This window comes from Weizmannia acidilactici (genome assembly GCF_008974225.1).
Lineage (GTDB): Bacteria > Bacillota > Bacilli > Bacillales > Bacillaceae_C > Weizmannia > Weizmannia acidilactici.
In genome coordinates this window covers 22,973-35,945 of the sequence record NZ_BKZR01000016.1, presented here as the reverse complement: position 1 = coordinate 35,945, position 12,973 = coordinate 22,973, and the positions used below count along the sequence as shown (strand labels likewise).

At 40.5% G+C, this 12,973-nt stretch carries 11 protein-coding genes and 3 pseudogenes; 5 read left to right on the top strand and 9 right to left on the bottom strand.

The window, feature by feature from the left end; all coding sequences use genetic code 11:
- Nucleotides 1-109: 109 nt before the first annotated feature.
- Both GBH70_RS07860 and GBH70_RS16720 read right to left on the bottom strand, forming a co-directional pair.
- On the bottom strand, nt 110-856 hold the full coding sequence (locus GBH70_RS07860) for an SDR family NAD(P)-dependent oxidoreductase (RefSeq protein ID WP_151680524.1): 747 nt from the start codon (nt 854-856) through the stop codon (nt 110-112).
- Between the two features lie 225 nt (nt 857-1,081).
- The gene (locus tag GBH70_RS16720) at nt 1,082-1,249 is read right to left on the bottom strand and encodes a hypothetical protein (RefSeq protein ID WP_172967421.1); all 168 of its coding nucleotides are present in this window, start codon (nt 1,247-1,249) and stop codon (nt 1,082-1,084) included.
- A gap of 138 nt (nt 1,250-1,387) precedes the next feature.
- On the opposite strand from GBH70_RS16720, the gene GBH70_RS07855 reads away from it, so the two are divergent.
- Nucleotides 1,388-2,953 (top strand): alpha/beta hydrolase, encoded by a 1,566-nt coding sequence (locus tag GBH70_RS07855; protein WP_151680523.1) that lies wholly within the window; start codon nt 1,388-1,390, stop codon nt 2,951-2,953.
- A gap of 404 nt (nt 2,954-3,357) precedes the next feature.
- On the opposite strand, the gene GBH70_RS07850 is transcribed toward GBH70_RS07855, so the two are convergent.
- From GBH70_RS07850 to GBH70_RS07840, 3 genes and pseudogenes are all read right to left on the bottom strand, one after another.
- A complete protein-coding gene (locus GBH70_RS07850; protein WP_151680522.1) occupies nt 3,358-3,729 on the bottom strand; it encodes an iron chaperone in 372 nt (123 codons plus the stop codon).
- A 22-nt stretch (nt 3,730-3,751) separates the two neighbouring features.
- Nucleotides 3,752-4,222 carry an iron chaperone gene (locus GBH70_RS17150; protein ID WP_253693613.1) on the bottom strand — a complete coding sequence of 157 codons (471 nt, stop codon included), beginning with the start codon at nt 4,220-4,222 and terminating at the stop codon, nt 3,752-3,754.
- A 31-nt stretch (nt 4,223-4,253) separates the two neighbouring features.
- A pseudogene (locus GBH70_RS07840) lies at nt 4,254-4,829 on the bottom strand (recombinase family protein).
- Between the two features lie 73 nt (nt 4,830-4,902).
- Here GBH70_RS07840 and GBH70_RS07835 point away from each other — a divergent pair.
- Nucleotides 4,903-5,402, top strand: a pseudogene (locus tag GBH70_RS07835) (DUF4158 domain-containing protein); the annotation flags it as partial.
- A pseudogene (locus GBH70_RS17145) lies at nt 5,402-5,821 on the top strand (DDE-type integrase/transposase/recombinase); the annotation flags it as partial. The pseudogenes GBH70_RS07835 and GBH70_RS17145, both read left to right, overlap by 1 nt.
- Before the next feature lie 230 nt (nt 5,822-6,051).
- On the opposite strand, the gene GBH70_RS07825 reads toward GBH70_RS17145, so the two are convergent.
- Entirely contained in the window at nt 6,052-8,415 is a 2,364-nt protein-coding gene (locus GBH70_RS07825) for a heavy metal translocating P-type ATPase (protein WP_151680521.1), read from the bottom strand.
- 23 nt (nt 8,416-8,438) lie between these two features.
- Nucleotides 8,439-8,813, bottom strand: a complete 375-nt coding sequence (locus GBH70_RS07820) for an ArsR/SmtB family transcription factor (protein ID WP_371862154.1) — start codon at nt 8,811-8,813, stop codon at nt 8,439-8,441.
- A gap of 492 nt (nt 8,814-9,305) precedes the next feature.
- Here GBH70_RS07820 and GBH70_RS07815 point away from each other — a divergent pair, with 492 nt between their 5' ends.
- Nucleotides 9,306-9,524, top strand: coding sequence for a hypothetical protein (locus tag GBH70_RS07815; protein WP_151680519.1), 219 nt, complete (start codon nt 9,306-9,308; stop codon nt 9,522-9,524).
- Nucleotides 9,525-9,628: 104 nt separating this feature from the next.
- Here the strand turns inward: GBH70_RS07815 and GBH70_RS07810 are convergent, their stop codons facing one another.
- Entirely contained in the window at nt 9,629-10,969 is a 1,341-nt protein-coding gene (locus GBH70_RS07810; protein WP_151680518.1) for a 6-phospho-beta-glucosidase, read from the bottom strand.
- Nucleotides 10,970-11,077: 108 nt separating this feature from the next.
- Here GBH70_RS07810 and GBH70_RS07805 point away from each other — a divergent pair, with 108 nt between their 5' ends.
- The gene (locus tag GBH70_RS07805) at nt 11,078-12,046 is read left to right on the top strand and encodes a LacI family DNA-binding transcriptional regulator (protein ID WP_151680517.1); all 969 of its coding nucleotides are present in this window, start codon (nt 11,078-11,080) and stop codon (nt 12,044-12,046) included.
- A 2-nt stretch (nt 12,047-12,048) separates the two neighbouring features.
- Here the strand turns inward: GBH70_RS07805 and GBH70_RS07800 are convergent, their stop codons facing one another.
- Nucleotides 12,049-12,873, bottom strand: a complete 825-nt coding sequence (locus GBH70_RS07800) for a Cof-type HAD-IIB family hydrolase (protein ID WP_151680516.1) — start codon at nt 12,871-12,873, stop codon at nt 12,049-12,051.
- Between the last annotated feature and the right edge of the window lie 100 nt (nt 12,874-12,973).

The window sequence follows — 12,973 nt, the reverse complement described above, 5'->3', positions numbered from 1 at the left end:
ATTTCACCCCAAAAAATATGGTGTGCCGCGGCTGGCCTGAAACAAAACACAACCGTCCAAAAGGGAAACGGGTCCTTCTGAACGGCATGATGAGGGGAATATTATTTGTTTATTTAAACGATGCATAGCCGTCATCGAGCATAACAACGCTGCCATTGATGACATCCGCTTCTTCGAGGGTCAGCAGGTAAACTGCATTGGCGATTGCTTCCGGCCGGATCAATTCTTTCCGCATTTGCTGTTCTTTCATTTTCTGCGTCATTCCGGCATCTTTATAGGCCTGGATAATCGACGTATCCACGCTGCCCGGGGCAATGCCGACTACCCGGATGCCGTATTGGGAAAGTTCCAATGCCGCGTTTTGGGTCATCATCCGGACCGCGCCTTTGGAAGCTTGGTAAGGGAACGTCCCGAAATTGGCCAAATATCCGAAAACAGAAGCGGAATTGATGATCACACCTTTTATATCAAGGTCACGCATTTTCCTGCCGGCAGCAATAATGCCGTACGCCACTCCGTGCTGATTGACATCAATCACGTGCAAATAATCTTCTATATTTAAACTCAGGACATGTCCCATCTTCCCGATCCCGGCGTTATTAAACATAATATCTATAGATCCGTACGTTTCCACAGCCTGGTCAACAAGCGCTTCCACTTCTTCAAATTTCGAAACATCTGTATTGACAAAAACAGCTTCTCCGCCTTCCGCTTTGACCAGCTCGGTCGTTTCAAGCCCTTTTTCTTCATTAATATCAGCAACGACGACTTTTTCGCCTTTGCGCGCAAATGTTAAACATGTTTCCCGGCCTATCCCGCTGCCGGCGCCTGTAATGACTGCTACTCTGCCTGACATGGTGCATTCCTCCTGGTCTTAAAGATTAAAAACCCCAAAGATTAGTAAGCGCTTACCATTCTTTGCAATCTTTAGTGTAGCACCACAAAAAAAGGTTTACAATATAAGAGGGTACTTTTCAAAAAAATGCCTTACATCAATTTCCAGTTTTTAAAACATCCATAAAGTGTAAAAGCGTAAGAAAGGATATAAAAGAGGGCCGTCCTTTTGTCATTCCGGCGGCAATTATGATTTATACTTCAATAAAATTCTTAAATAAGACGCTTTTTGTTGGAGGGATAACGACTCATCTTCTAAAATATGTAATAAGAGGCGGTCAAGAATCCATTGATTGCCATTATATTTATCGAGAATTTCCTGAATATCCTTTTCGAATTGTTCCAATGAATACATGTTGAAAACTCCTGTGACACATTCATAGTTGGGTGCAAACAGATGCAAAATTGATGCATCATGTAAGCTATTTAAAAACATTGTAGCAATCCCATCGTTACACTTACATTACACAATCAGGTTGGAGGGTGCTTGTGTATGCCGTACGTTCAAACCGGATACGGGCAGGTCTATTGCTCAATTAGACAGAAACAGCCAAACAGCAGCGACGGTGTCATGGTCCTTGTCCATGCGGCAATGTGCGACCACCATCTATTCGATGACCTTATTCCGCATTTAGAACAGCATTTCCAATTGATTTTATATGATTTAAGAGGGCATGGGAAAACACAGGCGGAAAGGGGGGCGGAAGATTATACACTTGATACATTTGTGGAAGATTTAAAGGTTTTATTGGAAACCCTCCAATTAAACAAAATCCGGCTTGCCGGCATCGGCTTTGGGGCATTAATTGCAGCAAAGTACGCCAGATTATACGAATCGTCCGTTGAACACCTGGTTTTGATGTCACTGCCTTGCTATCCGCCGCATATCGGAAAGCAGGTAAGGCAGTTCCAAGTACAAATCAGCAATAACGGACGTTTTTTCCCTGCCATGTATTTCGTCGAAAACATGACCATGCTTTTCCCGGAAGATCCCGCAGTCCAAAAACTGAAAAACTGTCTGGAAATACAAAAGCCGGAACTATTCATCCGTCTGGCCGCTATTATTGCGGAAGCTTCGCCGGTGGAAGATTTGCGTGCCATCAAAATTCCGGTATTGATTTTATCCGGCGACATGGATTGCATATTTCCGCCGCATTATTTGTTCCTCCATTTATATGCGAAGCCAAATATATTTTTTCAAACAGTAAATGACGCTAAAATGCTGGTCACATTAGACAACCCGAAAACAACCGCATCCCGCATTTTATCTTTTATTCTGCCGGATACCAGCAAGGTTGCGGCAAGCCCGTTTTTTTCAAACATAAGGGATCAGACCATAAAATTCACTAAAGTGATATACAAACAGGCCGCCAAAAAAGCGCAATGGTATAAGCAAATCCGGGTCGAATTTCTAGACCGTTTTCGGGTCTTCATTAACGGGAAAGAAATCGTGGACGGATGGAATCGCAGAAGTGCCAAGCAGATCCTGATTTATTTGGTTTTTCACCAAACCGCTTCCAGAGAGCAAATTTGCGAGGCGTTATGGCCGGATGTACCGCTGCAGCAAGCGAGAAAGAATTTAAGGGTATATTTGTCTTATTTAAAAAAATTGGTAAACATTAAAGAACAATTTATTACAATGGATCGGGAAAATGTTTTCCTGTCAGGCAATATTACAAGCGACACGCTCGACTTACAGGACTTGATTAAAGAAGCCAAAAACGAGCCAAACGAAGGGATAAAATGGCGTAAATGCCAGCAAATTATGACAATTTTAAAGCCCGGATTTTTAACGGCCATTTATGATGATTGGTTCATGGAAATTCGTGAAACCATTGAAAACGATTTAATCAATTTAGTATTATGGTGTGAATATTATTTGGACAAACATTATGATGCGGAAAAAAGCATCCAATTTTTAAGTGAGTGTATGTCGGTGATTGATAAAAATGAGAAAATTTATGACCGGATCATTGAGCAATACAGGCGCTTGGATGATGATAAAAATATGAAAAAATGGATGAAAATGAAATATGACGTACTCTGGCTCGAAGATTAATGCTATATGTGTGATCAAGTGAATAGAACGAACAATGCGTTCTATTGCAAAAACCCGTTTCTGTCTCATTATTAAAAGTAATCTCTTGTTTTGAGACAGAAACGAACCTTTTTTGCAGAACTGTTTATAATATATATTATGTAAACTAATTTATTTCTTCGTAATGTTAGGGGTTCTTCCCTTCAAGTTCCTATAAAAAAATTATTAGGCACTTCCTCTTCTAAGTTCCTCATAATTTTTCGCCAGTTTTTTGTTGAACAAATTATCTATTTTTTAGACGATAATGAACATCTTTTGAACTAGTTATCAATAATCGTTTATTATCAGCGGTTGGCGCCTTAATTGAGTTGCAAAAACGCATGACATTTTTTCGTGTTATGCGTTTTTTGATAAGGCGTGATGTATTATTTCCGCCAAAAATTCGTATATTCTGCTTTATCCTGAATATTAAATTCAATCATTTTCTCAAGCAATTCGTAATTTACCGGCTCATTCCACGGAATTCGAAACAAGCCTTTGGTAGCGGTGTAGCCAGCTTGTGCAATGTCATCGGCAAAGTGCGCAATGCCTACTTCTTCGGGTGAAACGCTCAAATGATGCTTCGCTGTGGAAAAGCCGATGATAAATGTGCCGTGATCGGCAAACATTGGTGTATTCCATTTGATTTGCGGTTCCAAATTTAGGAATTTATTAGCAACCCACGCCAAAATTTCCTCTGTTCGGTCGCGGTGGTCGGGGTTATCGATACCTGCTAAATATTTTTCAAAAACTTCCATGTCTTCCTCCTTCGATATTATGCTATTTCCGCCAAAAATTCGAATTCTCTGCCTTATCCTTGATATTAAATTCAATTATCTTCTCTAGCAATTCGTAATTAACTGGTTCAGTCCATTGAATTCGGAACAAGCGTGAAGAAGCGCTGTAGCCAGCTTGGGCGATTTCATCGGCAAAATGCACCATTGTCTCTTTTTCGGGTAAAATGCTCAAATGATTTTTTGCTGTGGCAAACATAATGATGTATGTGCCGCGATCGGTAAACGTGGGTTTGTTCCACTTGATTTGCGGCTCCAGGTTTGGCAATTTCTCAAGCATCCACGCAAAAATCTGCTCGGCTCTCTCTTTTTGAGCAAATACACCTTCCTTTACGGATAGTGCTTCGTTGACTCCCCCGGAACTGAAAGCACTGCCACGTCCTCTATAAACATATTCTATCAGAATTGCCAGTAATAAAGGCACCAAATACTTTAATAAAGTCAAAATGTTACTCAACAATCTGGCCCTTTAATGGAATAAGGAATGATTATTTGTTCCCTTCCGGTAGCTTTCTATATAATGAAGCTCTAGATCCATTTGTAATTTCACAAATTTGCTTTACAGTCGTACTCCCTTCTTTATATAGCTTTACTGCATAATTCATACCTGCTGATTTTTATGACATTTCTTTAATCGGCCTTTAAACTTTCCTTCTATCTTGGCCAGTTCAATCCCTTCACGTTGACGCATACGAATAAGATCTTGTTCTAATTGGTTAACACCAGCCATTATCGTAATTAAGAATTGGCTGTTTGGATTATCTTCTGATAAATCTAACCAGGTATCCTTTAATGATTTTAAACTGGCCTTTTTCCCCCGTATGTAATCAATCCAAATAAATCCTGCGTAATTCGAGTGATCCGAGTTAAGTCTGCAACATAAATAATGTCACCTTCCTGTAAATCCTCTAACATTTTTGAAGTTGCTCACGATCCTTTGTTGCTCCAGAAATTTTTTCTTCAAAAATAATATCCATTCCGATTTAGTTCAATTGCTGAAATTGCCTTGAAGGATTTTGGCTAGTCGAACTGACACGGTTTTTGAGACAAGTCTTATGAGACACTCTTAACTATGATTTTATCAGTCTACTACACTCTATTGATATATAAAATAATTGCAGAATGAGATGATACTGTATGAAAATTGCGAGAGGTAAAGAATTGCTTACACCGGAACAGCGACAGGCCTTTATGCAAATTCCTAAAGATTAGTGGGTACAAGGAACCTACTACACTTTTTCCAAACGAGATTTAGAAATTATAAATAAGCGAAGGAGAGAAGAAAACCGTTTAGGGTTCGCCGTTCAATTAGCCGTTCTTCGGCATCCCGGTTGGCCATACACTCATATCAAAAGCATCCCAGATTCATCATACATTATATATCGAACAAATCGGTGCCACTCCATCTTCGCTTAGTCTTTATCCTCAAAGAGAAAATACACTTTGGGATCATTTGAAAGAAATTCGTAATGAATACGACTTTGTAACTTTTACACTAAAAGAATATTGAATGTCATTTAAGCATCTTCATCAATTAGCTTTGGAAAATGGGGGTGCTATTCATCTACTACATGAATGCATAGATTTTCTAAGAAAAAACAAAATCATCCTACCTGCTATCACTACACTTGAAAGTTACCTGGCTTCTGTCATGGACTTGCATACCAGAAAGATTATCGGCTACTCTTTTGACCGCCATATGACGACTGATTTGGCCCTTAAGGCAGTAGAAAATGCTTATCAAGCACAACGGCCTTTTGCATTCTGATTTGGGGTCCCAGTATACAAGCGAAAAATTTGCTGAATACATGGAAAAGAAGCAGTTTAAGTACTCCTTCAGTAAAAAGGTTACCCATATGATAATGCCTGCATTGAGTCTTTCCATGCGATTCTGAAAAAAGAAGAGATTTACAGAGTTAAATATTTGAACTTTTATTCAGCGAAAAGAGCCTTATTCGAATATATAGAAGGCTGGTACAACCGGAAACGGATTCATAGCTGTCTTGGTTACATGGCACCACAGGAAGTAGAAGATCGTATCAAAGGGGCATCATAAATCTTTGCATATAGTTACAAGCGTCTGCTTTACATGGAGTGGCGGGCGTGGTAGGCTGGTGCCTATGCGAAAGAAATCATGTGTCCCTTTCGCCCTTCGCAAAACACCACGTCCGCAGAGGCTCCATGTCAAGCAACTAAAGATTAAAGGAAAAATATGGAATGGGATCATAATTTAAATTTCATTTTTCGGTGTCCAAAATATTGACTTAAAACCAGGTTGGCTTTTTATTATAAAGTTTGATTCACTCGTAACACCCGCATGGCATTTAGAACGGCTAGTACTGTGACACCTACATCTGAGAAAACAGCTTCCCACATTGTTGCAATCCCCAAAGCACCTAATAGAAGGAAAATTCCCTTCACTCCTAAAGCAAACATAATATTTTGCCAGACAATTTTACGAGTTTGTCTTGCGATTCCAATGGCCGTTGGGATCTTAGAAGGTTCATCTGTCATAATGACGATGTCTGCCGCCTCAATGGCTGCATCAGAACCTAATCCCCCCATTGCTATGCCTACGTCTGCTCGTGCCAGAACAGGTGTGTCATTAATACCATCACCGACAAACACGAGTTTTTCCTTTGGAGATTTTTGTACATCTAACTTCTCAATTTCTGCTACTTTATGTTGCGGCAACAATTCGGCATGTACTTCATCCAGTCCTAACTTTTTGCCTACTATGTCTCCGACTGTTTTGGCATCTCCCGTCAACATGACTGTCTTTTTAATACCTAGTTTCTTTAATGAACGGATAGCTTGTGCTGAATCTTCTTTTACTTCATCTGAAATAACAATGTATCCCGCATATTGTTTATCTACTGCGACATGAACAATGGTTCCAATTTCATTTGGCTCTTTGAACGAGATTTGTTCTTTTGTCATGAGCTTTGCATTTCCAACTAAGATTTCTTTTCCATTGACTGTTACTTGAATCCCATGTCCAGAGATCTCATTATAACCTCGGATAGCTTCTTCTTTAATCACTTGTCCATATGCATTTCGAATAGATTGGGCAATCGGATGGTCGGAATGAACTTCTGCAAACGCTGCATATTCCAACAATTCTTCTTTAGACATTGCACCCGTTGGATGGATACTTGTTACGTTAAATACACCTTTGGTTAACGTACCCGTTTTGTCGAATACAACATATTTCACATCATTTAAAGCTTCTAAATAGTTACTACCCTTTACAAGGATACCCGCTTTGGATGCAGCACCAATTCCCCCGAAGAATCCGAGTGGGATGGAAACAACAAGCGCACATGGACACGAAATAACCAAGAATACCAATGCCCGATACACCCAATCTGAAAACGTCGCTCCACTTATTACAAGTGGTGGAATGAAGGCTAATGCAACTGCAACGATCACAACTACAGGTGTATAATAACGAGCAAATTTAGTAATAAAGTTTTCTGTTGGTGCTTTTCGACTACTTGCATTTTGGACAAGGTCTAAAATCTTAGATACAGTTGATTCTCCAAATCCTTTTGAAACTTCAATCGTTAAGACTCCATTTTTATTAATGAAACCACTTAACACATCACTTCCAGCTTCCACTTCCCGTGGGACTGATTCTCCTGTTAAAGCAGATGTGTCCACCATAGAGCTACCTTCTACGACTTTTCCGTCTAATGGAACTTTTTCACCGGGTTTTACCACAATGAGATCTCCAATTCTCACTTCTTCTGGAGACACTCGTTGAATATCATTACCGACCTTTACATTAGCATAGTCTGGCCAAATATCCATCAATGCACTGATAGACTTGCGGGAACGATTAACCGCAATCCCTTGAAATAATTCGCCTACTTGATAGAATAGCATAACAGCTACTCCCTCTGGGTACTGCTTGACGGCAAATGCTCCGATAGTTGCTAGAGCCATTAGAAAGTGCTCATCAAACACTTGCCCTCTCAGAATATTTTTAACCGCTTTAAGAACAATGTCTCCCCCTATAATAATGTAGGCAATAAGAAACAATCCGAGCTGTACAGTACTGGAAACAGGTGCGAACATCCCAATTCCGGCTATTATGGCACTAATTCCTAATCGAACTAACAATTTTTTCGTGTCTTCACTTCCGGTATCATTGCAATGATCACGTTCATGATCGTGCGATTCTGACAAGACTTCTACTTCCGGTTCTAATCGTTTAATAATCTTTGTCGCTTCTGTTTCTAATCGATCTATGTTAGATGGATTAGAACTTACAAAAATTAGTTTTTTGGAAACAAAATCAACAATGGATGATGTAACACCCTCTAGCTGTCCCACTTCTTGTTCGATTTTTGCAGCACAATTCGTACAATCTAATCCTTTTAAGTATAAAGTTCGAGTAATGATTCCTTTTTCTTGTAGGTTAATATGCGGTTCTAACAATTTTACTTTTTTCTTTACTTCGGATACAACAGTTTCCTCTTTTGTTTGTTCTGTTTCCAACGTAAGTGTTTTGGTTGCAAAATTAACAGAGCAAGCTGAAACACCTGCTATTCCTTTTACACCATTTTCAATATTCATGGCGCAATTCGCACAATCCAATCCTTCTAACGTAAATTCTCGCTTTATCTTCTGTTTTTGCTCTTCCATCCGTTTCTCGTCTCTCTTCCCTTTTATATTTTATCTTCATTAACGTGTTGCAATATTTGATCAAAAATCTGAATGATATGACTATCAGCAAGTGAATAATACACTACTTTTCCTTCTTTTCGATTTTTTACTAGCTTGGCTTGCTTTAATACCCGCAACTGATGAGAAATAGAAGATTGCGACATACCGAGTAAATACGCTAAATCACATACACACATTTCCGATTCAAATAAAGCGTATAGAATACGTGTTCTTGTTCGATCCCCAAGTATTTTAAATAGATCCGCCATCTCAGTTAAGATTTCTATACTTGGGATCTTTTCTTTAACTTTTGCTACGACTTCTGCATGAATAATCGTTCTGCCACAAGTTTCTTCACATACTTCTACTGTTATCATTTTGTTTTTCATTTTGTCACACCCTTTTATATATGAACAATAATTCATATGTTCATACGATTGTTTTAATTATATGAAACATATCTACGTAATGTCAATAAATATCCGCTATTACAGAGGAAATATTTGGGAACAAATCAACAATCTACTCATTTACATCACAATGATAACGAGATACAACTGATTTACATTCATATTTAGTTGCTGAAGGCAGATTGATTTTAGATAAAAAGTCAATAAATTAATTAAAGGTTCTTTATCTGATGTCATATTCCATACTGAATAAGATTTGGGATCAGTTATAGCAAAATAACCAAGTATAATGAGTTATGGTTTGACACGAAAATCCTGCTTTCAAAGTCCTGATCCGGCTTCTTTCAAATTAGCATGCTTTGACCACTTGTTCAATTATCCATCACAAAATGCTGTTCCATGAATCAAAATGTTGTCTCATTCATATGTATAAAGAAACAGTTTATGGGAGAGATTTTAATGGCTGTCGTGCATTATTTTGAAGGCCGGCTGCTTGTGCTGAGCCGGCTGATGGATGAAATTCCCACTGCTGGCCAGGATATTAAAATAAAAGGCCGGAAAGGAAAAGTGGCCGGTGTATCAGAAAAAGGAGAAAACATCTTTCATGTTCAGGTCACATTCGAACCGGTAGTGAAAAGACAAGCGCTTCTTTCGGACAATAAAAAGAAAAGGCGGTAAAACAAAAACTTTCCTAAATCGGCGGAAGGTTTTTCTCCTCTTACGCTTGACATGTAAAAGGGATGACCCAGGCAGGACATCCCTTTTACATGATTTGATTCAACTCAATGTACGGCAGCTTCTTTCGGGAAAAACTGCGGCAAGTAATCTTTATGCGCTTCCAACATTTCGTCCAAAACAGTTTTGGCGATATCGCCGCTGGGTACGAGCGGATTGAGCGTGAACGCCTGCAATGCCGTTGCGTAATCTCCGGTCACAGCGGCTTCAATCGTTAATTCCTCCATCGCTTTCATCAATTGCAGGAGACCGCGCTGGGCCGGCGGAAATTTACCGAAGTTGACTGGTTCTGCCCCGTGTGCCCGGATAATGCTTGAAACTTCGACCGCACAATCATAAGGAAGGTCATCGATGGCACCGTTGTTTCTTGTCGACACGACCATTACGGTCCCTTTATTATTGTAGATGGAATTAATGATTTCACATGCTGCATCGCTGTAATGCGCCCCGCCCCTTTTGGACAGTTCTTCCGGTTTATGGTCGAGATTCGGATCTTTATAAAGTTCAAACAATTTGGCCTCTATCCTTTTAACGACTTCCCCGCGCGTTCCTTCGTTATGGAAGGCTTCCAGCTCCTCTTTCAGCATGTTATCCGTCATGTAGTAATAACGGTGATACGGGCATGGCAGCATTTTTAAATTTTTCACTTGTTCGTATAAGAAACGCATGTTTTTAATGTTTTCGACAACTACGGCCGGGTCGGCATTCGGCCCGTACAGCGCGTCAATGACTTTCTCCGTAAGTTCCGTTCCATCCTTGTCAAATACCCGGTGCCAATGCAGATGGTTGATCCCGGCAAATTTAAAGAACAGGTCTTCTTCTTTTTTATTTAAAACCTCGGCCGCACTTTTGACGGCACCAACTGGCACATTGCACAAGCCGATCACCTTTTCCCATTTTCCGTAACGAAGAACAGCTTCCGTCACCATGCCTGATGGATTGGTAAAATTGATCAACCATGCATCCGGGCAAAGTTCTTTCATGTCTTTTACAATATCCAAAATCACTGGAATCGTACGGAACGCTTTAAACATTCCGCCGGCGCCGTTTGTTTCCTGGCCGATCATCCCGTGGCTGAGCGGAATCCGTTCATCTTTAATGCGAGCATCGAGCAACCCGACGCGGAATTGGGTTGTGACAAAATCGACATCTTTCAACGCTTCACGGCGGTTTAGCGTTAAATGAACTTCGCAGTCAATGCCTGCTGCCTTGACCATTCTTTTCGCCATATTGCCGACAATCTCAAGTTTTTCCCTCCCCTCTTCTATATCAACGAGCCAAAGTTCTTTCACAGGCAGTTCATCATAGCGTTTAATAAAACCTTCTACCAGTTCCGGCGTATAGCTGGAACCGCCGCCGATCGTTGCAATTTTAATTCCTTTTTTCATGTGCGCACCCTCCAGTTAAGTTTTTTCATAATTTAGCTTAATTGGTGGAATGCATTCCATGTCAAGCGTTTTCTTTGCTATACTAGAAACAAAAAGGGGTGGCAACAGATGGCCAATATAAGAGAGATTGCCAAACTTGCCGGGGTATCACCTTCCACGGTTTCAAGGGTGCTGAACAACAGCGGCTATGTCAGTTGGGAAACGAGAAAAAAAGTGCAGGCGGTTATGGAAAAATTGGATTATGTCCCGAATCTGAACGCCGTTTCATTAAAAAAAGGCGCAACGAAGCTAATCGGCATCGCAGCACCTTATTTAGGAGACGAGATTAATACTTTTTTGGGCAATTTTGCGCAGGCAGCCCAGGAGAAAGGCTATAATATTACTTTATTTTTGACAAACGCAGATCCAAAAAAAGAACGGGATGCGCTTGAGTCGCTCCGCCGCAGACAAATAGACGCGCTGGCGGTCGTCATTCGGGCAAATGACTGGGACACGATTGCCCAGTATTCAAAATACGGGCCGATTGTCACCTGGCAGCGGGTCATCATGAAAGAAATTCCTTCCGTTTTTATGGATCAGTACGAAGGATATATGCTCGGCCTTGAACACCTCCATGCAAAAGGTTACCGCAAAATTTCAAATGTTTACGGAAACCCCGGCCATTTAAACACAATAGGCAGAATGGAAGCTTTCCGTGATTTCTGCCGGAAATACTGTTTAAATGAACACGCCCTTCCCCATTTTTATCATAAAGGATCAATCCGAGATGGCGAAGAGATGGCGCACTGGTGGAAAAATACCGCCGACAAACCGGATGCTTTTATGGCGCCGAACGACCGTTTTGCTGCCGGCCTTGTATCCGAAGCGAAAAGGCTTGGCTTAAACGTGCCCGGGGATTTTGCCGTCTGCGGATTTGATAATACGGATATTGCCCGTTTGTTGGATATCACCACGATCAATTACCCGATCGGCGGGCAGGCTAGAAATGCTTTTTCCATTATCCAAAACCGGCTTGAAGGAAAAACAATACCACTTACGGGCTTAAAATTTGAACTGATTGAGCGAAAGACAACATAAATTCAGCGGAAAATAAATTTCTCAATCAGTTCCGCGACAACCCCTTCATTATTGTCGGCTTTCGTCGTGTAGCTGCACACCTTTTTGATTTCCTCGACAGCATTTCCAGCGGCAACCGGCAATCCGGCCGTTTTGAGCATCGCCAAATCATTGTAATTGTCCCCGACAGCGATGGTATCTTTTAAATCGATCCCGAGTATTTTTGCCAAATCTCTCAGCCCCTGCCCCTTGTCCACGCCAATCGCATTAAATTCCATATAGCGGTTTGAGGAATAGCTGACGGTGCAATATCCGTCCGTAATATGGGCCATTTCCGGTTCCAGAGACCGAAGATACGGTATATTTAAATTTTGATATAAAATTTTTGAAATCGGTTCGTGCTCAAGAAAATCGACGGTGTTTTCCTCCATCACGGTGTATTCCAGTTTGTGGTTTAAAAGGCGTAACTTTTCGCTCTCCGACAACTGGTATACATAAAGCTTATCTTTCGTGTACACGTGCATGCATACATCCTTTTTCAGGCCGAACTCAAAAATTTCTTTCATTTTATAAAAATCAAGCCCCCTGAACTGCAGCAGGCGGTTTCCTTTGTTTTCGGTTATGGCACCTCCGTTAAAAGATATGACATATTCTCCCGGTTCATCATATAAGCCAAGCGTTTTTAAATCGTGCTGGATCGATAAATAGCCCCTTCCCGTTGCCGGCACAAATTTGATACCGTATTGTTCTTTTGCTTTTTTGATAGCCTCAATGTTTCGTTGGCAAATTTCATGGTTGTCGTTTAGAAGTGTTTCGTCCATATCGAATGCGATCAGTTTAAATGCCATGTATTTTTCTCCTCTATGAAAATAGGTTTATAAAATCTATTATAATCGATAAAAACGGAGCAGGATACAAAGTTTATGAAATTTTTCACAAAAGCAATGG